This is a genomic window from Paenibacillus uliginis N3/975, assembly GCF_900177425.1.
GTDB lineage: Bacteria > Bacillota > Bacilli > Paenibacillales > Paenibacillaceae > Paenibacillus_AQ > Paenibacillus_AQ uliginis.
In genome coordinates, this window is the sequence record NZ_LT840184.1 from 574,837 (window position 1) to 597,215 (window position 22,379).

General features: G+C 43.4%; 19 protein-coding genes and 11 tRNA genes. 29 read left to right on the plus strand and 1 reads right to left on the minus strand.

What is annotated here, in order from left to right; all coding sequences use genetic code 11:
• The first annotated feature begins 103 nt into the window (after nt 1-103).
• The 24 genes from B9N86_RS02570 to B9N86_RS02685 all read left to right on the plus strand — a co-directional run bounded on the left by B9N86_RS02570 (nt 104) and on the right by B9N86_RS02685 (nt 17,593).
• Nucleotides 104-179 (plus strand) — tRNA-Asn (locus B9N86_RS02570).
• A 3-nt stretch (nt 180-182) separates the two neighbouring features.
• Nucleotides 183-258, plus strand: a tRNA-Thr gene (locus tag B9N86_RS02575).
• 12 nt (nt 259-270) lie between these two features.
• A tRNA-Glu gene (locus B9N86_RS02580) sits at nt 271-345 on the plus strand.
• 49 nt (nt 346-394) lie between these two features.
• A tRNA-Val gene (locus B9N86_RS02585) sits at nt 395-470 on the plus strand.
• Between the two features lie 57 nt (nt 471-527).
• Nucleotides 528-602: transfer RNA gene (locus B9N86_RS02590), tRNA-Gln, on the plus strand.
• Between the two features lie 69 nt (nt 603-671).
• Nucleotides 672-747: transfer RNA gene (locus tag B9N86_RS02595), tRNA-Lys, on the plus strand.
• Nucleotides 748-761: 14 nt separating this feature from the next.
• Nucleotides 762-845: transfer RNA gene (locus B9N86_RS02600), tRNA-Leu, on the plus strand.
• A gap of 7 nt (nt 846-852) precedes the next feature.
• A tRNA-Gly gene (locus B9N86_RS02605) sits at nt 853-927 on the plus strand.
• A gap of 6 nt (nt 928-933) precedes the next feature.
• Nucleotides 934-1,010, plus strand: a tRNA-Arg gene (locus B9N86_RS02610).
• A gap of 21 nt (nt 1,011-1,031) precedes the next feature.
• Nucleotides 1,032-1,105, plus strand: a tRNA-Pro gene (locus B9N86_RS02615).
• Between the two features lie 11 nt (nt 1,106-1,116).
• Nucleotides 1,117-1,190 (plus strand) — tRNA-Gly (locus B9N86_RS02620).
• A 282-nt stretch (nt 1,191-1,472) separates the two neighbouring features.
• Nucleotides 1,473-4,259: a phosphoenolpyruvate carboxylase gene (gene ppc / locus B9N86_RS02625; RefSeq protein WP_208917638.1), complete on the plus strand. Its 2,787-nt coding sequence runs from the start codon at nt 1,473-1,475 to the stop codon at nt 4,257-4,259.
• Between the two features lie 264 nt (nt 4,260-4,523).
• On the plus strand, nt 4,524-5,093 hold the full coding sequence (gene sigW / locus B9N86_RS02630; RefSeq protein ID WP_208917639.1) for an RNA polymerase sigma factor SigW: 570 nt from the start codon (nt 4,524-4,526) through the stop codon (nt 5,091-5,093).
• Nucleotides 5,094-5,208: 115 nt separating this feature from the next.
• Nucleotides 5,209-5,823 (plus strand): zf-HC2 domain-containing protein, encoded by a 615-nt coding sequence (locus tag B9N86_RS02635; RefSeq protein WP_208917640.1) that lies wholly within the window; start codon nt 5,209-5,211, stop codon nt 5,821-5,823.
• 200 nt (nt 5,824-6,023) lie between these two features.
• On the plus strand, nt 6,024-6,863 hold the full coding sequence (gene cdaA, locus B9N86_RS02640; protein ID WP_208917641.1) for a diadenylate cyclase CdaA: 840 nt from the start codon (nt 6,024-6,026) through the stop codon (nt 6,861-6,863).
• Nucleotides 6,847-8,310: a CdaR family protein gene (locus B9N86_RS02645; RefSeq protein WP_208917642.1), complete on the plus strand. Its 1,464-nt coding sequence runs from the start codon at nt 6,847-6,849 to the stop codon at nt 8,308-8,310. Before cdaA ends, B9N86_RS02645 begins: the two co-directional genes overlap by 17 nt.
• Before the next feature lie 36 nt (nt 8,311-8,346).
• The gene (gene glmM, locus B9N86_RS02650) at nt 8,347-9,687 is read left to right on the plus strand and encodes a phosphoglucosamine mutase (RefSeq protein WP_208917643.1); all 1,341 of its coding nucleotides are present in this window, start codon (nt 8,347-8,349) and stop codon (nt 9,685-9,687) included.
• Nucleotides 9,688-10,351: 664 nt separating this feature from the next.
• Nucleotides 10,352-12,184, plus strand: a complete 1,833-nt coding sequence (glmS, locus tag B9N86_RS02655; protein ID WP_208917644.1) for a glutamine--fructose-6-phosphate transaminase (isomerizing) — start codon at nt 10,352-10,354, stop codon at nt 12,182-12,184.
• A gap of 351 nt (nt 12,185-12,535) precedes the next feature.
• Complete coding sequence (locus B9N86_RS02660) at nt 12,536-12,727, plus strand: hypothetical protein (RefSeq protein WP_210190633.1); 192 nt, start codon at nt 12,536-12,538, stop codon at nt 12,725-12,727.
• Nucleotides 12,728-12,755: 28 nt separating this feature from the next.
• A complete protein-coding gene (locus B9N86_RS30550; protein WP_208917646.1) occupies nt 12,756-13,103 on the plus strand; it encodes a M24 family metallopeptidase in 348 nt (115 codons plus the stop codon).
• Nucleotides 13,039-13,467: a M24 family metallopeptidase gene (locus B9N86_RS30555; RefSeq protein WP_210190634.1), complete on the plus strand. Its 429-nt coding sequence runs from the start codon at nt 13,039-13,041 to the stop codon at nt 13,465-13,467. The genes B9N86_RS30550 and B9N86_RS30555 overlap by 65 nt, the downstream gene beginning before the upstream one ends.
• A 470-nt stretch (nt 13,468-13,937) precedes the next feature.
• The gene (rsgA, locus tag B9N86_RS02675; RefSeq protein ID WP_208917648.1) at nt 13,938-15,014 is read left to right on the plus strand and encodes a ribosome small subunit-dependent GTPase A; all 1,077 of its coding nucleotides are present in this window, start codon (nt 13,938-13,940) and stop codon (nt 15,012-15,014) included.
• A complete protein-coding gene (locus B9N86_RS02680) occupies nt 15,011-16,093 on the plus strand; it encodes a phosphotransferase enzyme family protein (protein ID WP_208917649.1) in 1,083 nt (360 codons plus the stop codon). Before rsgA ends, B9N86_RS02680 begins: the two co-directional genes overlap by 4 nt.
• Nucleotides 16,094-16,235: 142 nt before the next feature.
• Nucleotides 16,236-17,593 (plus strand): IS3 family transposase gene (locus B9N86_RS02685; RefSeq protein ID WP_208914705.1). Its coding sequence is split into 2 segments (ribosomal slippage): nt 16,236-16,689 and nt 16,689-17,593, totalling 1,359 coding nucleotides; the frame shifts between segments, so codons are not numbered across the junction.
• 286 nt (nt 17,594-17,879) lie between these two features.
• On the opposite strand, the gene B9N86_RS02690 is transcribed toward B9N86_RS02685, so the two are convergent.
• The gene (locus tag B9N86_RS02690) at nt 17,880-18,164 is read right to left on the minus strand and encodes a hypothetical protein (RefSeq protein ID WP_210190635.1); all 285 of its coding nucleotides are present in this window, start codon (nt 18,162-18,164) and stop codon (nt 17,880-17,882) included.
• A 153-nt stretch (nt 18,165-18,317) separates the two neighbouring features.
• Between B9N86_RS02690 and B9N86_RS30890 the strand changes: the two genes are divergently transcribed.
• From B9N86_RS30890 to B9N86_RS02715, 5 genes are all read left to right on the plus strand, one after another.
• Nucleotides 18,318-18,455, plus strand: coding sequence for a Cap15 family cyclic dinucleotide receptor domain-containing protein (locus B9N86_RS30890; protein WP_425298595.1), 138 nt, complete (start codon nt 18,318-18,320; stop codon nt 18,453-18,455).
• Nucleotides 18,456-19,127: 672 nt separating this feature from the next.
• On the plus strand, nt 19,128-19,916 hold the full coding sequence (locus B9N86_RS02700) for a helix-turn-helix domain-containing protein (protein WP_208917652.1): 789 nt from the start codon (nt 19,128-19,130) through the stop codon (nt 19,914-19,916).
• Nucleotides 19,906-20,256, plus strand: a complete 351-nt coding sequence (locus B9N86_RS02705; RefSeq protein WP_244562929.1) for a YfzA family protein — start codon at nt 19,906-19,908, stop codon at nt 20,254-20,256. The genes B9N86_RS02700 and B9N86_RS02705 overlap by 11 nt, the downstream gene beginning before the upstream one ends.
• A 288-nt stretch (nt 20,257-20,544) precedes the next feature.
• Nucleotides 20,545-21,330, plus strand: coding sequence for a MerR family transcriptional regulator (locus tag B9N86_RS02710; protein WP_208917653.1), 786 nt, complete (start codon nt 20,545-20,547; stop codon nt 21,328-21,330).
• A 58-nt stretch (nt 21,331-21,388) separates the two neighbouring features.
• Nucleotides 21,389-22,144, plus strand: coding sequence for an SDR family NAD(P)-dependent oxidoreductase (locus B9N86_RS02715; RefSeq protein WP_208917654.1), 756 nt, complete (start codon nt 21,389-21,391; stop codon nt 22,142-22,144).
• Nucleotides 22,145-22,379: the final 235 nt, after the last annotated feature.

Sequence of the window (22,379 nt, forward strand, 5' to 3'; positions counted from 1 at the left end):
TCCACGCGTACCCATCCCGAACACGACCGTTAAGCCTTCCAGCGCCGATGGTACTTGGACCGAAGGGTCCCGGGAGAGTAGGACGTCGCCAAGCGGTATATATTCCCTGATAGCTCAGTTGGTAGAGCACTCGACTGTTAATCGAGTTGTCACAGGTTCGAGTCCTGTTCGGGGAGCCACTTGCTTCCATAGCTCAGTAGGTAGAGTGCATCCATGGTAAGGATGAGGTCACCGGTTCGATCCCGGTTGGAAGCTCCATTTTAGCAATGAGGCCCGTTGGTCAAGGGGTTAAGACACCTCCCTTTCACGGAGGTAACAGGGGTTCGAATCCCCTACGGGTCACCACTTATTTAATCGTTTCAGGGGATGAAAATCCCATTATCCCTACCAGTATGGAGGCTTAGCTCAGCTGGGAGAGCATCTGCCTTACAAGCAGAGGGTCGGGGGTTCGAACCCCTCAGCCTCCACCATTATTTTACTCATGTTCTGTTGCAGAATGGGATAGAATATAATCAATACCTCGTTATTGGGGATTAGCCAAGCGGTAAGGCAACGGACTTTGACTCCGTCATGCATAGGTTCGAATCCTATATCCCCAGCCACTTTACCCTAAAAAGTGAAGTATGGCTTTGAAGGTAAATCCGAATGCTTTTTCGGGGACCTTTAAATGCGAGCCATTAGCTCAGTTGGTAGAGCACCTGACTTTTAATCAGGGTGTCGAAGGTTCGAGTCCTTCATGGCTCACCATTAGTTTTACTTGTGCGCGTGTGGCGGAATTGGCAGACGCACTAGACTTAGGATCTAGCGTCTTTGACGTGGGGGTTCAAGTCCCTCCACGCGCACCATGTTTTTGCGGACGTGGCTCAGCGGTAGAGCATCGCCTTGCCAAGGCGAGGGTCGCGGGTTCGATTCCCGTCGTCCGCTCCATGATTTGCGCCCTTAGCTCAGCTGGATAGAGCGTTTGACTACGAATCAAAAGGCCGGGAGTTCGAATCTCTCAGGGCGCGCCATTTTTAATTCTTCATATGTAACGGGATGTAGCTCAGCTTGGTAGAGCACCTGGTTTGGGACCAGGGGGTCGCATGTTCAAATCGTGTCATCCCGATTGTTACATCTGCGGGTGTAGTTCAATGGTAGAACTCCAGCCTTCCAAGCTGGTAGCGTGGGTTCGATTCCCATCACCCGCTCCATACATAAAGCAGGACATCACAGTGTGTGATGTTTTTTTTACATATTGTCACCACACTCCTGCGAAGTGTCAACGTGTTAAAGCAATCACCAGTGACAAATGAAGAACAGATGGGGAATTATAAGGAGATTGAGAAGAAATTACCACTGTAAAAACGTCCTCTTTTGTCGATTTGGCGAATTTTTTCGGTTGGAAAGTAAAGATTTTCAGGCGCATTTATTGTATGATATTAGGAAGGCATAAAAAGACAAACTGTTGAACGGGTTTAGATGGGAGGAGTAGCATGACTGAACTTACTGTAACCGCAAAAAGCAATTCCAATAATCTGCTGCGGCGTGATGTACGGTTCCTGGGAAACATTCTCGGTGAAGTTCTTGTCCACCAGGGGGGCAACGAGCTTTTAGATATAGTTGAGAAGATTCGCGAGACTAGCAAGTCATTACGTTCCGTATTTTTACCAGAATTGTTCGCAGATTTTAAAAGGATCGTCAGCACGCTGGATCCGGACAATCGTCATCAAGTAATCAGAGCGTTCGCCATTTATTTTCAATTGGTTAACATCGCAGAGCAAAATCACCGGATACGCCGGAAACGCGATTATGAACGTTCCGCAGGTGAGAGTGTCCAGCCAGGATCGATCGAAAGTGCAGTCCAGGATTTGAAAGAGCGTAATTTTACGTATGAAGAAGTTCAAGACATTCTCGAAAGTCTTTCCTTGGAGCTCGTAATGACTGCGCACCCTACAGAAGCAATGCGACGTGCCATTCTCGACATCCACAAAAGAATTTCAGAAGATGTTATGCTCCTTGATAACCCAACGCTCACATTCCGTGAAAGAGAACAGCTTCGGGAAAAACTTCTTAACGAGGTGATTACACTCTGGCAAACGGATGAGCTGCGCGACCGTAAGCCAACGGTATTGGATGAGGTTCGCAATGGTATGTATTATTTTCATGAAACGCTGTTTCACATTCTGCCAGAAGTTTATCAAGAACTTGAGCGCTGTCTTACTAAATTTTATCCCGGCTACAATTGGCATGTACCGACATATCTCCGCTTTGGTTCATGGATCGGTGGAGACCGTGACGGTAATCCTTCGGTAACAGCAGACATTACTTGGAAGACGCTAGAAATGCAGCGGAAACTGGCTATCCGGGAATACCAGCGCATTTTGACAGGGCTCATGAAAAATCTCAGCTTCAGTGCAACGATTGTTAACGTGTCCGATGAATTAAAGCAGTCTATCCGCAAGGACCGTGAGAATGTAACACTGAAGAAGATGGAAATTTGGCACAATGAGAAAGAGCCGTACCGCATCAAGCTTGCTTATATGCTTGCCAAAATGGCCCACGTGCTGGATGAAAGCATGATTGGAGCAGAACGTTATCAGTCACCGGAAGAGTTTATTGAAGACTTGCAAATTATCGACCGCAGTCTGCGCCATCACTATGCTGACTATGTGGCTGATACTTATATTAAGAAACTGATTCGCCAGGTTGAACTGTTCGGATTCCACACAGCTACACTGGACATTCGGCAGCACAGTAAAGAGCATGAGAATGCAATGACTGAGATTTTAGCGAAAATGAACGTAGTCGAAGACTACTCTGCACTTGAAGAAGAAGAAAAGATTGAGCTTCTGAACAAACTGCTTAACGATCCGCGTCCGCTGACTACTCCTTATCAGGAGTACAGCGATAGTACCGAAGAGTGCCTTGAAGTTTACCGTACCGTATACCGGGCGCAAAAGGAATTCGGTGTTAAGTGTGTCTCCAGCTATTTGATCAGCATGGCAGAAGGCGCCAGCGACATTATGGAGGTAATGGTATTTGCGAAGGAAGTTGGATTGTTCCGGAAGGATAACGATGGAACCATAGTAGCTACTCTTCAGGCTGTACCGTTGTTTGAAACGATCGAGGATCTCCACGCAGCTCCCGATATTATGCGCCGTCTGTTTAACCTCCCGATTTATCGTGAGGGTGTTAAGGCAATGAATGATCTCCAGGAGATTATGCTTGGCTATTCTGACAGTAACAAGGATGGCGGTGCAGCAACAGCCAACTGGGAATTACAGGTTGCCATGAAGGACATTACCGCGGTTGGTAATGAATTCGGTGTGAAACTGAAATATTTCCATGGCCGTGGCGGTTCACTCGGACGTGGTGGCATGCCGCTTAACCGTAGTATTCTGGCACAGCCTGCGAATACAATTGCTGGCGGGATCAAAATTACCGAGCAGGGTGAGGTTATTTCCTCTCGCTATTCTTTGCAGGGAATTGCATACCGTAGTCTTGAGCAGGCAACATCAGCGCTGATCCGAGCATCTATAATTGCCCGGTCACCGGAGGAAAATCCACACGAGAAGGAGTGGGAGCAGATCTCGGCCCGAATTTCGGCTGACTCCCAAAAGAAATACCAGGATTTGATTTTCCGTGATCCGGATTTCCTGAGCTTCTTCAAGGAATCCACACCGCTGCCTGAGGTAGGGGAACTGAATATTGGGTCCCGTCCCTCCAAGCGTAAGAATAGTGACCGTTTTGAGGACCTGCGTGCCATCCCTTGGGTGTTTGCGTGGACTCAGAGCCGTTACCTGCTACCAGCTTGGTATGCGGCTGGTACGGGCCTACAGAGCTTCTATCAGGACAATGAAGAGAATCTGAAGATCTTGCAAGATATGTATGTTAACTATCCTTTCTTTACATCAATGATCGATACTCTGCAAATGGCGATGGCCAAAGCCGATCTCACCATTGCGAAGGAATACTCGCTGATGACGAAGAATGATGTGGCCCGGGAGCGGATATTCGGTCTGATTACAGAAGAATTTAAGCTTACGAAAGAAATGGTTCTCAAAATTACTGGGCAGCAGGAAATTCTGGATAATCAACCGGTATTGCAGGAATCCATACGACTCCGCAATCCGTATGTTGACCCGCTAAGCTATCTGCAGGTGCAGCTTCTGAATGAGTTGCGTGATCTGCGAGAAAAAGGTGAGGATGATCCGGATCTGCTGCGTGAAGTGCTGTTGACGATTAACGGTATTGCAGCAGGACTTCGTAATACAGGTTGATACCCTTTTTCGTGAAATATATACAGGGTTAGGGATAGTCAAAGGCGAGGTTCCCTGTGGGAGCCTCGCCTTTTGCATTGTTAGCAGAAACTGCGAATGATTAGTACAGCTTTAATGAAGACTGTATTACAAAATTGATAAAGCTAGAAATCGCAGTAACGCTGTGTTTTCGAATTTTGTTGCATTTTCGAATAAGTTGAATTACCATTTGAATGATGCTTTTAGACTTAAAGACGTTACCCATCAGACCATTCTGGGGGAATTATGGTGGACAATTTAGATGTGAGATTGGCGAAGCTGGCCCGAAAAGGGGACCAGCGTGCTTTTGCCGAAATAGTAGAGCTATATAAAGATAAGATTTTTCATCTGGCGTACCGGATGCTGAATAACCGGCATGAGGCTGAGGATATTGTTCAGGAGACGTTCTTACGCGTGTACAAGAACCTGGATCGATATGATGAGAATCAGAAATTTTCGACATGGATTTATCGGATTGGTACAAACTTATGTATAGACCGGTTACGCAAGCGCAAGCCATCCTACTCTCTCGACGCGGATATGAACGACCAAGAGGGAATGGATGGTTATTCGATGATACCGAGTGATGACCGCACACCGGAGTCGGAGATGCTGATATCCGAGACGCAGCGGATTATCCATCAGGCTATCGAGTCTCTTCCTGCAAAGTATAAGACGATTATGATACTACGGTATATTCAGGATATGTCACTTCAGGAGATTAGTGAGGTGCTTACTCTGCCTGTGACGACGATTAAGACAAGAGTTCACCGCGGGCGGGAGTTTTTACGTAAGAAACTCGAATTTAAATTATAGGTTTTTAAAAATAATGAAACATCGCCGCTTCCGGTGCGTATGAACATTAAGCAAGTCTTATGCCCCTGATGGGGAGTAGACCCAGCAAAGAGATTGAACGAAAGGACTGGCTCATATGGATTGCAAATTGGCCGTCTCTTTGATGCACGATTATCTGGATAACGATTTGTCCAGACAGCAGCAGCTGGAACTTAAATCCCATTTGCTGCAATGTGTTGACTGCCGGAATAGGTTCGAGGAACTGGAGCAGACAGACATGCTTCTGTATTCCTTGACACATCATGCCACAGGGCCTTCTGACGATCTGGCGGACCGGATTATGGGAATGCTACCTCAGCAAAAGAAGCAAAAGCTTTGGTTAACTTGGATAAAGAATCACCCGGCAATCACGGCTGCTGCTCTTTTTCTGGTCGTAATGCTCTTTAGTACCGTCAGCTTCTGGAGCCAGGAGAATCAACTGATCGTTAAAGGCAGTGAACTCGACAAACTTATCATCGAAGGAAATACGGTTATTATTCCACCAGATCAGATTATTACGGGTGATATAACTGTAGAGAACGGAAAGACGCAGGTTTTCGGACAGGTTCAAGGAAACTTAACCGTTATCGACGGAGAGCTTTTTCAAGCCTCTACGGCCCACATATCTGGACAAGTGAAGGATATAGATAAAGCAATGGATTGGATCTGGTATAAGATTACCAATCTGTTTTCGGATGTCGCTTACCGCTAAGATGAAGTTTGCACCCTGATGAATAACGGCGCCTCTTTTCTCCGAAAAGACGGCGCCTTTTTTGTGGTTTTTGATATTTTTTTATCCTGCAAACGGGGCCTGACTTGCATCGTGAGGATTAACGTTATAACCTAGATAGTGTAGAGCACATACTACATCTAAAGACGCAAGCGTTATTAAGCAATGACGGGGGTTGCAGTATGGAGTATTTTACGGACTTAACCTGGAAAGAGTCCATTAAGGATATTATCGATATACTAATCGTTACCTATATTATTTATCATCTGATACTGCTTGTCCGCGGTACCCGGGCTGTTCAGCTGCTGAAAGGGATTTTGGTGTTGGTGCTCATCTGGGCGCTCAGTACCTGGTTTGACCTTTATACACTGAAATGGCTGATGAACCAAATCTTCACGTTTGGTGTTCTGGCGGTCTTTATTATATTCCAGCCGGAATTGAGACGGGGATTGGAGCAGCTTGGACGCGGGAAGCTGTTCGGAAGGTCAGCAGATATTGATGAAGAGACCAATAAATTAATAGCAGAAACCATTAAAGCAGTGAATTATTTATCACGACGGAAGATCGGGGCACTGATCGTTTTTGAGCGGACAACCGGTCTGAATGAATTTGTGGAATCCGGTATTCCTATGCGATCCGTGATTAGCTCAGAGCTGTTTATCAACATTTTCATCCCAAACACGCCACTTCACGATGGTGCGGTGATCATTCAGAGTAATCAAATTGCAGCGGCAGGATGTTATTTACCGTTGTCGGAGAATCCCTTCATTAGTAAGGAACTAGGGACCCGGCACCGGGCAGCGATTGGAATTAGTGAGGTGGGTGACGCTATCTCTGTCGTCGTTTCTGAGGAAACGGGACAGGTCTCCCTTGCGATTAACGGACAGGTTGTCCGTGATATTAAGGAAGAATCACTCATATCCAAACTGTATGAAGAGCTGCGCCCTGCCGCATCCATAAAGGAGAAACGTTCGTTCTTCTGGAAACGGAAGGGAGACGGTGATAATGGAAAAGTGGTTTAAAAACAACATGGTATTAAAACTCATGGCACTAGCGGTCAGCGTATTGCTGTGGGCAATGGTTCATATGGACAGCGGAGCTCCCACTCCGCCAACGACCATTATTGATACGAATGTAATTGAAGATGTCAAAATCCAGACGTATGGCTTTGATGATAGTGAATATACGCTGACGGGCATCAATATTGACCGTGTGAATCTGGAGGTTCGAGGTAAGCGGACAGATCTCACCACGATTTTTTCAGATGAATATAAGGTGAAGCTGGACCTAAGCAGTGTAAAGAAACCGGGAACCCATACCCTTCCACTGACGTACTCACTTCCGGCAGGTGTGGAACTGGTATCCATGGATCCGTCTATGGTGACGGTAACTGTAGAGGAACGCATCACCAAACCCGTTACAGTAAGTATTGGAACTAAAGGAGAGCCCGCCAAGGATTATCGGGCAGGTGAACCTGTGACAATCGAACCAGGGAGCGTAAATGTTACCCTTCCAGAATCAGAGCTTGCTACCTTGGCTCAAGTGAGAGGGACCGTGGATCTGGATGGGGCAAAAGAAAATATCGTGGAAAAAAAGGTGAAGCTCGCCGCATATAATAAAGAAGGAAAAGTGATGGAGGATGCGATTATTGAGCCTTCCTCCGTAGCTGTGGAAATTCCTGTGGAAGCTTCGTTCGTCACGGTTCCTCTTGAGATGGATTATACGGGACGACTGCCCGAAGATCTGGTTCTTTCCAAAGTGAATCCGAAAGTTAAAGAGGTTAAGTTGTTCGGAAGTAAAGAAGCATTAGCAGGAGCAAAGTCCTATACAGGAGTTACTGTTAATTTAGGAAGTGTAAGAAATTCAGGGACAACGGTTCTTACGGCCGACTTGACGACGCCCGAAGGTTTTGAGAAAATCGAGCCTAGTTCCGTTCAGGTTGAGATTACCGCTGTCTCGCACGGCGAACGAGTGTTGGATGGAATCCCTGTTTCTTTGAAGGGAGTTCCTTCCGGAATGGAAGCCATCATAACGGAACCGAAGAGTCAATCCATGTCGATGACGTTGACTGGAGCACCGGATCTGCTAGACAGTCTGCAACCTACAGATATTGGATTGGTCGCAAATGTTGCTGGCTTGAAGGCCGGGGTGCATGAAATACCGCTTCAGGTTACTCTGCCCAATTTGATTAATCGGGTGGACCAGAAGCAGCTTGTTGTAAAAGTGGAGTTGAAGGAAACTGATAAACCGGTGACCACTGAACCTACTCCCAAGCCGGATGAAGGTAAAGATAAGGAAAAGCCGGATGAGCCACAAGATAAGCCTGGTTCTGGCACCGACAATGGATCGGGAGATGGCCAGACTGGTGGCGGTGAAGGCGGTGATCATTCCGGTACAGAACCTCCCACGGGAGAGGGAAGCGAAGAGGAAACTCCAACACGGAATAGCACGGATACACCAAACGAATGACAATATAAAGAGTAGGACAAAAGGAGCTAACGTAACATGGGGAAATATTTTGGAACAGATGGTGTCAGAGGGGTTGCCAATAAAGAACTAACTGCTGAATTAGCATATAGCATTGGACGCTGCGGAGGATATGTTCTCACAGGAGACAAGGAAAAACCAACTGTTGTTATCGGTATGGATACCCGTGTATCCGGTGCAATGCTGGAGTCTTCTCTGGTAGCTGGACTACTGTCCATCGGTGCGCATGTGGTTCGCTTAGGCATTGTCTCGACGCCTGCAGTAGCATATATTACAAGATTACTTAAAGCAGACGCTGGGGTTATGATTTCCGCTTCCCACAATCCGGTTGAGGATAATGGTATTAAGTTTTTCGGTGGAGACGGCTTTAAGCTGTCTGATGAAACAGAGCTGAAGATCGAGGAATTGATGGATGCGGAAACCGATGAGCTTCCTCGTCCGGTAGGTAAGGATCTTGGCGAAGTGATTGTGGATGATGAATCAAAGTATAAATACTTGGAGTATATCAAGACAACAATCAGCAACCGCTTTGACGGATTGAAAGTTGTATTGGATTGCGCGAACGGAGCAGCTTATGAGCTTGCGCCTAAATTGTTCCGTGAGCTCGGAGCAGAGGTTATAGCGATTGGTGCTGAGCCGAACGGCTTGAATATCAACGATGAATGTGGATCGACACATCCGGAGCATTTGAAGGAAGAAGTGATCCGTCATGGAGCTGACCTGGGGCTGGCTTTTGATGGCGATGCAGATCGGCTGATTGCGATTGATCATACGGGTGAAGAAGTGGATGGCGACTTCATTCTGTGTATTTGTGGTGAAGCCATGAATCAGGCAGGCAAGTTAAAGGAAGGCACGGTTGTATCTACCGTCATGAGTAATATTGGTTTCTATAAGGCATGTGACACGTTGAAACTGAAGACAGCTAAAACCGCTGTAGGCGACCGTTATGTCATGGAAGAAATGCGCCGTGGGGGATACAACTTGGGCGGTGAGCAATCTGGGCATGTCATTTTCCTAGATTACAATACGACGGGTGACGGTATTTTGACGGGTATTCAGCTTGTGGACACGATCGCATCTTCTGGAAAACGTCTGAGTGAGCTGAAGTCCAGTATGCGAAAATATCCGCAGGTGCTCGTGAATGTTCGCGTAGGCGACAAGAACAAGTATGAGGGGAATGCTCAGATCGAGGCAGCTATTACGGAAGTTGAGCAGTTGCTTGGTGACAATGGCCGCGTATTGGTTCGTCCTTCAGGAACAGAGTCTTTGATCCGAGTTATGGCCGAAGGTCCGGATAAGGATGAGCTTGATCGCTTTGTGACACAGATTGCTGATGTAGTAAAGCGGGAGCTGGTGTAAGCCGCAGGGTGTATTTTTAGAGGTATATGGGGCTAGGCCTTGCTTGGGCCGGTGGGACTAAAAAAATGGTTTCACCGGCTTTGTTGCGAGGTTTATTATGGTTAAGGCGTCCGGGAGTGGAAGTGTGACCCAGTTGCCAAACCTGTGCCGCATGAATATAATAAAGAAATGTTATTCAAAGATAGAGAGCGAGGATCGTGAGGTTACGAAGTTACACAAGCGCCAGAGCTTGAGACTGCGCGGGAACGGCTATGTTGTGAAAGAGAAGTTGCCTTGATTACGAGGCTAACTGATTTTCTTTTTCATAGATTGGGCCATCGGCAGAGCAAGCTGACGAGGTGGAGGTGTTCGAATTGTTCGGCGGGGACCTCCCGGTAATCTGCACCAACCGTAAGCCGTATCGGAAAATGAGTGGGCGACCGTTCATACAACGTACCGGCGGGTGCTATCATCATACTAACTTAAAACATGAGTGTACGATGAACGCGGTCAACGCGGCGGAAGAAGAGTGCATTCATGACGATTCAATCGGAATATATAATTATCTGATGTTATTGGAACGTTGAAAATTGAATAATTCATTCTTCTTTTGATATGCCGCACATGTGTGCCGCGTTCTTTTCCACACGATCCTATATGGAAAATCGAACGGAGGAATATTACTATGTGTGGTATTGTCGGATATATTGGAAATCAGAAGACTCAGTCGGTGTTGATCGATGGATTGAAAAAGCTGGAGTATCGTGGGTACGATTCAGCGGGAATTGCCGTGTTTACAGACAAAGGTCTTCGTGTCACAAAAGCGCAGGGACGTCTTGCCAATCTGGAATCCAAGCTGGAGAATGCTCCACTTGTCGGTACAGCCGGGATTGGGCATACCCGCTGGGCAACGCACGGGAAACCTTCGGACGTGAACTCCCATCCACATACGGATGAGAGCCAGAAGTTCTCGGTAGTTCACAACGGGATTGTAGAGAACTATCTGGAGCTGAAGGAAGAGCTGATGGAGCAGGGACACCATTTTGTGTCTGAGACAGATACAGAGGTTATTTCCCATCTGGTTGCACGCGAGTATGATGGAGATATTGTTAAAGCGGTACAGAAGGCTATCTCCTTAATGAGAGGCGCATTTGCTCTTGGTGTGCTGACTGAATATGAGCCTGATAAATTGGTCGCTGTGCGTCAAGCCAGCCCGCTGATTATCGGTCTTGGTGATGGAGAGAACTTCATTGGTTCTGATATTCCGGCAATTTTGAAATATACGCGAAATGTGTACATTTTGAATGACGGGGAGATGGCATTGCTTACAGCAGATGCTGTCGAACTGATGACAATTGAGGGGAACTTTATTTCTCGGGAAATGATTCGTGTCGATTGGGATGCCGTTACTGCAGAAAAAGGCGGTTTCGATCACTTCATGCTGAAGGAGATCCATGAACAGCCTAGAGCATACCGTGATACGATGCTGGGACGTGTTGATGAAAGCGGCCGTAAGGTTGTATTGTCCGATCTGAAGCTGAGCAAGGATCAGATTGCGAATATTCGTAATATTCAGATCGTTGCATGCGGTACCGCGTATCATGCCGGCCTTATCGGACGTAGTGTCATCGAATCATTGGTTCGGATTCCTGTTGAAAATGACGTGGCATCCGAATACCGCTACCGTTCCCCAATCGTTACACCGGAGACTCTTGTCATCGTGGTCAGCCAATCCGGCGAGACAGCGGATACGCTGGCTGCACTGCGTGAAGCTAAAAGCAATGGGGCTCACGTATTGGCGATCACAAACGTAGTGGGCAGCTCGATTGCCCGTGAAGCGGATGATGTGCTTGGAACGTTGGCGGGTCCGGAAATTGCCGTGGCGTCAACTAAAGCCTATACATCACAGCTGATTGCGTTTTATCTATTCGGTCTGTATTTGGCTCAAGTTCGCGGTACCATTACCGAGGAGGCTTCAGCTGAAATCCTGGCCGCTATGGAAGCTCTGCCAGAGCAGGTTGAGTTCATGCTGGCGAATACCGGAGCCATTAAAAATTACGCAGAGCAAATTTCGAAATATGAGCATTTGTTCTTCATTGGTCGCGGTCAAGACTTTGCTGTCGCCCAGGAAGGCTCGCTCAAGCTGAAAGAAATCTCCTACATTCACTCTGAAGCGTACGCTGCAGGTGAATTGAAACACGGTACGCTTGCTCTCATTGAGGAAGGTATCCCTGTGATCGCCTTGGCAACACAGGAGGACGTTCTTGAGAAAACCGTGAGCAACATCAAGGAAGTTAAGGCACGTGGTGCTGATGTTATGGTTATCACCCATGAAGAGCATGTGGTTAACCTGCTGAAGTCCGTGGATCAAGCTTTTGCGATTCCTAAGACGCTGCCGATTCTTACAGCGGCATTGTCCGTAGTACCATTGCAGTTGTTGGCTTACTACGCATCACTGGCGCTGGGTCATGACGTGGATAAGCCGCGTAACCTGGCGAAGAGCGTGACGGTGGAGTAAGCGGGGGAGAGTTAGAGTTTAGTTGTCAGATGATAAAAAAGTCGTGAACCAGTAAAAAATGTTGTGAACCGAAATGCAAGATGATTGAACATCTAGAAGGGAGCCCGGGGGAATGATTCGGGCTCCCTTTTAATCTGTGTAGAAATAAATGTACACGGGATTTTACGATTGGTGATGAAATTGTTGAGTGACATTGGACATAGAATCAAATGTATCCGCAAAGAGAACAATTTAAACCAAATTCAATTTGCAAAAAGTATAGGCATTTCTTAGGGGAACCTGAGTGAAATTGAAATGGGAAATAGTAATCCGTCTGCGGAAACATTAATATCTATTCGAACACAATATAATGTGAACTTAAACTGGTTATTAACCGGTGTCGCTGCAGAAGATGGGACGACATATGAAGATGAATTCGAGAAAAGGCTGATTGAAGTTTTTAGAAATCTTGATGATTATGACAAGAACGAAATAATTGAGTTTATACGAGTAAAAATATTTACAGGACTTTCTCCAACGCCGGTTTGTTCGAATGGCTGCTAAGCAAAACTAACCTAAGGAGTAACATGTAATGGATCATTTGACTACGTATGCTTATGTTCAATCTATTGCAAAAGCAACGATGAGCAGCCTGAAGGATTTTATACAAGAGGGAATTACGGAAAGGGACATCGTAGACCAGACGGAACGCATCATGAGAAATTTCGGAATCCATCAGTTTTGGTATTATGATGTAGGCGCTTTTGTTCATGTTGGGGAACGAACGATAATTTCGGAATCAGGCAAGCATTACAAACCAACGAATCAGACCGTTCGAAAAAATGATATCGTTACGATTCGATTTGAGTCCTGTAATGAACAGCTACTGGGGAGATTATGCCAGAACCTATATCATTCGGGACGGACAAGCATTAACTGAAGATGAGCTGACGCAGCACAAAAGCGATTCTGAATTTGCATATGGAATAACTACCGAACAGTTGCTTCACCACAAGTTTATGGAGTATGTTTCTCCAGACAAAACCTTCGAGGATGTTTACCTGTACATTAACGAAATCATAAAGCAGCACAACTACAAAAACCTTGATTTTGCAGGAAACCTGGGGCATACCATCGAGTTTCATATGGAGGATCGGCAATATTTTGAAGCTGGCAATCAAACAACGCTTGGCGAGGTTCGTTTATTCACCTTTGAGCCGCATATTCAGAGAAGTGATGGACGTTACGGATTCAAGAAAGAAGATATCTATTACTTCCAGAATGATGAAATCGTGATGTTGTAAGGTTAACTGCCTGTAGACTTTGTTCCTAATGGAATCGTCTAAAGCCTTTATCCAAATATATACATACAGCAGGAAATATGGTATATTACTTATGTTGTACCGTAGTTTTATAAATGTGTAAAGGGGCTGTTTCGTAATGAAAAACGCAAAAACATTTGAGGTATCCCATACTTAAAACCGAATAAGGGCGCATGACTGAATTTTTACTGGGAGTGTATCCCTTTATTCAGTATGCCAAAAAAGTAACCTTTCGTGAATATTGAAGCTTTGGTCAAAAGCAACGGTAGCACACTTCTGGGTGTGTTATTTTTATGCTCATTTTTCCTTCATCATTGGACCGCAGCAGACAGCCATGAACGGCTGCTTGCTGCGGTTTTTTTGCATTGCGCCCTGGACGGTAACAAAAGTATGGCCTGTAATATGGTTTCTCGGACGTGGTTTTTCTTTACAAAAACAGCAGGGAGGCATCCATGAACACTTTTACACTACGTGACTATGGCTTCACGCCGCAACATGATCCACTACACACAGATGGAACCTACGCAAGGGTTACCGCTGTGCATAAACAACACTACAGCCTCATAACCGAGCAGGGGGAATGCCTTGCGCGACTGAAGGCGGGTATCTACTTCAACAACTGTACCGAAGAATTCCCTACCACCGGGGATTTCGTGCAAATTCAATATAATCCCGACGGCGAAAGCCTGATTATCAGAACGCTGCCACGCAAATCGAAATATGCTCGAAATGACTTATCCGGTCATGCGGCTAACTTTGCAAAGACCATAAAAGAGCAGACGGTGGCCGCCAATTTCGACTACGTATTCATCATGCAATCGCTAAACCATGACTTCAATCCGCGTCGGATTGAACGTTATCTGGCTTTATCATGGCAGTCGGGCGCCATTCCCGTTGTCATCCTGACCAAAGCGGATTTGATAACCGATACCTCGGAATACCTTGCTGCGGTGAATCAAATAGCAATCGGAGTTGCGGTTTATGTCATTAGCGCAAAAACCGGTTACGGCATAGACGGACTTTCCGACTACCTGACAAAAGGGAACACTATTGTGTTTCTCGGCTCTTCTGGTGTAGGAAAATCAAGCCTTGTCAATAAGCTTGCAGGAAAGGAAATGATGACGGTTAGCGACATCCGCGAGGATGACAGCAAAGGCAAGCATACCACTTCCCATCGCCAATTAATTCTCCTGAGCAGCGGCGTTATGGTCATTGATACGCCGGGGATGCGCGAGCTTGGCATGTGGGAGGCCTCCGAAGGCATCCGTGAAGGATTCTCCGATGTGGAGCGTTACCTGGGTCATTGTAAATTCTCCGACTGTGGGCACGCAAGTGAGCCGGGTTGTGCCGTCAGAGCCGCCATACAAAACGGGGAGTTGCCGAAGGAGCGTTGGGACAGCTATCTCGCTCTTAGAAGGGAAGCCGCATTCGTAGAGGACAAAGCTGCCTATTTGCGCAACAAAACGGCCCAGATCGTGGCTTCAAAAGTAATGGAGAGACAGCAAAAAAGAGGAGGAAAACATAGATGAGCATAACCTACCAAGCAGCGGCCGCAACAGCACAAAGTCTGTTATTGCCCGCAATTAAGAGACTATATGGTTTAGAGGACTACTCCTTTTCCCAAATTCCACCGCATGACGGCGGTAGAAATCTGGTGTACACCTGCCATAAAGCAGAAGCACAGGATATGGTCATCCGAATCTCTTTTCTGGACGACCGCAGCAAAGATGACTTTCTGGGCGAGCTCGAATATATCTGTTATTTGCACGAACACGGAGGCAGTGTATCCAATGTCATCCACTCAAAGAATGGTCGGCTTCTGGAAGAAATTCAGCATGAGGGTCAAGTCTTCTTTATCTGTTTGTTCGAACGGGCCGCAGGGAAGCAGCTTGCGGAAAACCACTACCGTTATCGGGATGGAGCGCCACTGACCGAATACTTCTACAACTGCGGCAAAACGCTTGGCAAGCTGCACCAATTGTCCAAAGCCTATAAGCCCACCTGCCGGAGATACGATTTCTTCGATAAATACAATAAAACCTATATAGAACAAATAGTTCCCGACTTCTTGTCGCCGGCGGTCAAGGAGAAATTGTTCCGTATTCTTGAGCAATTGCAGGGGCTCAACAGGCATTCCGATCATTATGGCATGGTTCATTTTGATTACAGTGACGGAAACTATAACATCGATTACGATAACGGACAGATTACGGTATTTGACTTCGACAACTCCTGTTTCTGCTGGTATATGTACGACTTGGCGGGTCTGTGGGGACATGGCGTTGGCTGGATTCAATTCGAAAAAGACGTAAACAAACGGATGAAGTTTATGGAGGACTATTTTGAGACTGTTCTGGACGGCTATCGCTCCGAAACTGATCTTGATGATGCTATGCTGGAGCAATTGCCTTTATTTATTCAAACGACTATCTTGGAGAATATGATTGACGCATTTGAGGTGGCACAACAGAACGGAGAGCAAGTGGAGTGCGACGAAGCATTGCTGTACCTTATCAAATGTTTGGAGGAAGACATCCCGTATAGAGGATTTTTCCACGACATTTATTCATTCGAAGCGCCTTTTCAATACGAGGAAAACAAGAGGTAACAGCGGTCATGGGCAGTGATGTATTGAATTAGGGATAAACCATCGGTTCTCTTCCCCTGATGCGGGTGATTGTGCATTGCGGAGGAATGAACTGCACCCCAATTGTTAGACACCATCTAACTATTGGAGGTGCAGTTTTTATATGACCAGATTCAGTACAGATGAAAAAATACAAGCAGTTATGCGTTACCAAAAGGGATCCGACAGCTTAAAAGCTATCGCAAAATCCATAGGTATTCACCATACTGTCTTTTTAAACTGGATTAGACAATATGAGCATCATGGTGATGAAGCTTTTAAAAAGGGCTATACATCATATCCTGTACAGTTTAAACTAGACGTACTTAATTATATGAACGAATTTGGGACGTCTGTTAGAGAAACGGCTGCGGTATTTAATATTGCGAGTCATAGTACCATTTTAAGCTGGCAAAGGAGCTTAGAATTACATGGAATGGACGCTCTACAACCAAAGAAAAAGGGGCGTTCACCCATGAAAAAAGAATCTAATAAACAAAAGAATCAAACGTTAGTAGAAGGATCTGTAGAGGCTTTACATGCAGAGGTAGAGCGTTTACGAATGGAGAATGCATATTTAAAAAAGTTGAATGCCTTAGTTCAAAACAAGGAAAAATCACCAAACAAGACAAAGCTCAAGTAGTCTATGAACTAAGGAACGAATTTTCGGTGAAAGCACTTCTACAGCTAGCAGATATCCCTCGTAGCACGTATTATTACGCGGTAAAAACGTTTGGGATGCCAGATAGAGATACGGAGTTAAAAGACATTATCCAAGCCATTTATGAGGAGCATGAGGGGCGCTATGGTTATCGTCGTATTCGTGACGAGTTAGTGAATCGTGGATACCGTGTGAATCATAAAAAGGTACAACGTTTGATGAAAGTATTGGGATTAAAATGCTTGGTACGCATGAAAAAATATCGTTCGTACAAAGGGACGGTTGGCAAGATTGCACCGAACATATTAGAACGTAACTTTTACGCTGAAAAGCCAAATGAGAAGTGGGTTACAGATATTACAGAGTTTAAATTATTTGGAGAAAAGCTGTATTTATCTCCAATGCTAGATCTATACAATGGTGAAATTATTACGTATACGATCGGTTCAAGACCGGTCTACTCGCTTGTTTCAACGATGTTAGATCAAGCATGTAGCCGATTAACAGATGAAGATAAGCCCCTTATTCATTCTGACCAAGGTTGGCACTATCAGATGAAACAGTATCGTCATGCCCTCAAAGAATGCGGTATCAAGCAAAGTATGTCCCGAAAAGGTAACTGCTACGACAACGCTGTCATCGAGAACTTCTTTGGCATCATGAAATCTGAATTTCTGTATTTAAAGGAATTTGAAAGTATCGCACATTTTAAAAAAGAGCTATCAAAATACATCGATTATTACAACAACAAGCGTATTAAGGCAAAACTAAAAGGCATGAGTCCGGTACAGTACCGAATTCATGCCCAACAAGTCGCCTAATGACATAACCTGTCTAACTTTATGGGGTCACTTCAGAACCGGTGGTTTTTCTTTTGGTTTGTTTATATATAACATACTTGCCAATAATCGATTCAATAATTTTGAAGTTGAAAAATCTGACAGTATCCCTATGCAGCTCTGAGCTGCGTTTTAATCTGGGCTAATGTAGCCCCAACTTGAGCTTGATAGTAGACACTCAATCATGTCCTGCTTTTTCTGTGAGCGGTAGGTATGCCATCAATCAAGCTTCCATGTCCATCACAGATGCAGCACATCGAAGCAAACATCAGCAGGGCAGCGTTTTCCAACGATTGAGCTTTCCTTCATAGCGATAGACCCGATAAGCGGAGGAGCCGATGGTCACCAGATCGGTATCCGATTTCGAGATATAAGAAGCAAAGCTTTTGAGCGATTGCCGAATGCCTTGGGGATAGAAAATACGAGTCGTTTTTAAACCGCTAATGACATGAAAGCCTCGCTCTGCGCACGTTTGAAGCACCGAAGACGACGGGTACCACGAGTCCATCAGCACGTAGGTTGGGTACTTGGACATCGGGACGGCTTGAATCATCTCGCAGGCCAGGTCAATTTTACTCGTTCCTTCCGGGTCGTAACGTTCCGCAGCAAAAGGATACACCTCATCACCCGAACGAAGCAGAAGGTTATATTTTAAGTTATGAGTATCAAAATGATCCTAATTATAACTCTGTAAACACAATGATAAATTCATCGTGGGTTTACTCGTCTAAGGCTTATGGACAATAAAATGGGACTTGAAGGAGAGTATTATACAGGAAGAGGTAGATTAAATTATGGGACAATGAAGTTCCAAAAAAACTTAAATATGGTTCGTTTCAAATAATCTGTTCCCTGAATATTCGATATTAAGTAAGAAAGCTAAATGAATCATTTTTTAAATTTCCTTACTTAAATAACGTTATAAACTTTGTAGTTTCTAACTTTCTTTTCATGGTAATTTTTAGTGGTTCCAGACTTTTTATTTATCGTGTTTATCACGTGCTGTTGCAAACCCAATAAAATCAACAAAATTAGTTCCAGAGATTTTTATCACCCGACAATTTAAAATGAAGTCGTATCGTTTATAAATAAGATGCACCGTTTTACCCCTTTGGATATGATTATCTAAAGGGGTGTTTTTGTGTCTAAAAGAAAAAGAACATCTAAAGTCGATAAGTGGATTAGAGAAGGTCGTGGAACTGGCAGTGGGGTAGAATATCAACCATGATATATTACCGGAAGGCCTAGGAGAGAGGGAATTTACAAAGTTAAGCGATGGTATTACCAAAAGGAGTTACATAATTGCCGAAGTATTTATGATGAGTGGAAGACGACTCAGCATTATTGAGGTAGAACGTGAACGTCATTCCTTATCAACAAGTTACGCAATCGGGCCATATTATAGAGTAATAACAAAAATGCAACCATAAGTTGACAAAGTGCATTCGCCGCGAGATAGAAAGAATAGCAATGTTTTCATACAATATAGGTAACAAAACGAAAGGGATTGAAGTTAATGACTTTTGGCGAGAAACTTTTTAAGCTAAGAAAAGAAAATGGGCTTTCTCAAGAAGCTTTGGCTGAAAAATTAAACACGACAAGACAGGCAGTCAGTAAATGGGAAAATGGTCAGGGGTATCCCGAAACTGAGAAAATTTTGATGATTGGAAATATTTTTGAGGTGTCTATCGACTATTTGCTGAGAGATACCGCTGAGCCAAGTCGGGAAAATGATGAAGGGTATTATGTAAGCAAAGAAATGGCTGAAGGGTATTTGTTGAACAAAAGTAAAGTCAGTAAATATATTGCTTTAGGACTTTTTGTTGTTGCGTTATCTTTTATACCTTATTTCTTTTTTAACCAGGATCCTTCAATGTATTCACTTCCAACTATTATTATTGCTACAGTAGGAGTTGGAATAACTGCATCAGCAAATTATTTAGAAGAAGATCAATATAAAATACTGAAGCAGGAACCTTTGCTGTTTGACGAAAAATACCTTAAAGAGCTGAAAGTGAGATATGAAAAAATGAAGAAAAAATATGCTGCTCTCATGTTAGTTGGGACTTGTTTATTTATTGCAGGTTTCTTACCCATTCTATTCGAAAGAAGGGGTATTACATCAGGATTTTTCATACAATATTATCCGATTTGTATCGCTTTGGTAGCAGTCGGTATCTTCATTTTAAGTCTCACTTCAACCATACTGGATGGATATAAACTTCTGGCTAAAAATGAGGAGTACACTAATCGCATTAGTTTTAAACTAAGAAAAAAGGTAAGGAAAAAAGTGGATGGAATTTAATAACCAACGTAAATATGAACAAAAAAGTGAAAGGAGAACTGGTCAAATGACAGACAAACGAAAAAAAGATCATCCTAATCGAATAAGAAGTTGGGTTATTACCCTTGGTGTTTTTCTCATTGTGCAATTAATCTTTATCGCCGTTGATGGCACATCATTGGAACCGAACATAAACGATTCGCGCAACATAGCAGGTAGGCTTTTACAATCGGAGCTCTTTACGGAATGGATCACTCCTTATAGCTTCCCATTTTTCAACCTGTGCACGGTGATTTGCGTCATTGCTATACTCGCAAAAGCAGTAACAGACATCTTTTCCAGCATCTTTTCTAGAGAATGAATCAACCTACTCAAGATTAGTCAAGATGATGATATTTTGGTTTTTATCTCTTCAAGTATAGGGCGCAATTGTGGAGCAACAAGGTAGAGAATGATCAAACTTTTTTATAAAGCTACAGTGCAAAAAGGATACACTGAAACCCATTTGTATATGAATGGGTTTTATTTTTCGTATTGTATTTATTCAGAACGTCTCGTCAAGCGGAAGATCCACGTTTTAATAAATTGAACTTGAATCCTATAATGTATATTATAAATTTAAATAAAATTGATAGTAGGTGTTTCAGTAGTGAATAATGATTTGCTTCTGATAAAAGATTTTAGCAAGTTAACTGGCTTATCAAGAAAAGCTTTGTATATTTATGATGAACATAATATTTTGAACCCTGTGTTTATTCATCCAGATAATGATTACCGATATTATGATAAGAATCAGCTACTAACTGCTAAACGAATAAATTTGTTGAAACAAGCAGGATTTACCTTGAATGACATCAGTAAAATCATTCATAGAAAGTTATCAGATGATGAAATAAATAACTTGATAGAAGAAAAGCTTCAACTGGAAATGAATAAGATAAAAGAGGCAAATCAAGCAATAAATAAATTGAAAGAGCTGAATCATCCGATTGCGATTTTAAATAATGAAGTCAATGAAGATTATCTAGAATCATTGATCGTATATGAATATGAATTATTACCAAATGAAAATATATGTGTAGCGCTGAATAATTCAGAGGAAATGATTAATGAACTTAATGTTAAAAAAAATGAAAAAATCATCAAATATAAAATGACAGATAATAAAATTCATCCTGTTAGTATCGCCCTGCCATTAGAAAACCAGGAATTGAATCAATCGGGAGTGACAAGATATTTTGGTTTTCAAACGCAAAAGTTTTTCTGTGAAATTGATCCTTATCAAGAAGAATCGGTATTAAGGATAAATGAGATAATGAAAAATAACGAATTAGAATTATCCGAACCATATATTTATGAACGTATATTAACCCCGGATGATTATCTATATTCCTCCAAACGCCTTTCGGAATTTATTTTTCCGTCTAAGTATTAAGTAATTGACCTTACCCTTAGGTTAACCTTTAGACTCTCTTTAAAGGAGGGGTTAACACATGAAGAACAATAATTACGCATTGGTAACAGGAGCTTCTAGAGGAATAGGAAAAGCAATCGCAATCCAACTTGCAAATGATGGGTTCAATTTATTATTACATTATAATCAAAATATTGAAAAAGCCAATCAGGTCAAAGAGGAAATTGAATCAATTGGCAGACAAGCACAATTAATTCAAGGTGACTTCAATTCCAGTGAAAGAATTAAAGAATTTATTGAGAAAACTAAAAAAATGATAATCCAAGATAATAATGTATCACTGCATACAATCGTTCATAATGCTGGACATGCTACATCAAATGGATTTGGAGAAGTGGACTATGATGAGTTCGATCGGCTATTCAATGCAAATGTTAAAGCACCATATTTTATTACACAATCTCTAATCGGACTTTTAGAATCCAATGGCAGGATAATAAACCTATCATCAGGTGTGACACGTATCGCATTTCCTCATATGATGGTATACAGTATGACAAAAGGCGCAATTAATACAATGACGTTTTCACTAGCAAAGGAATTAGGTGAAAAAGGAATTACGATTAATTCCGTAATGCCTGGAATCATTGATACGGATTCAACTGCTAACTGGCTGCATACAGAAGAAGGTCAAGAAAATGCAAAGAATATGAGTGCTTTAAAAAGAGAGGGTCAACCAGAAGAAATTGCAAATGTTGTTTCGTTTCTAGCGAGTGAAAAAGCGAGTTTTATTACTGGGCATAATATGGATGTAACTGGTGGAAGTCATCTGTAATTATTGAAGATTCACAATAAAGTTGGGAACTAAAAATTTTCACAACTACCCGCTAGTTCTTCTAGAGGGTAGTTTTTTTATGGGGATTGAAAATCAGCTTACCTCTTAATTGAGCATAGATACATTTCGGTTCACTTTTTTCATGCCTTAATAAACATTGGAGTCGAAAACTCCTGATGGAGTAATTTAAAGGTCAGTTTTTGACGAGATTTTTCACACTCTCTTGACAGCTAAA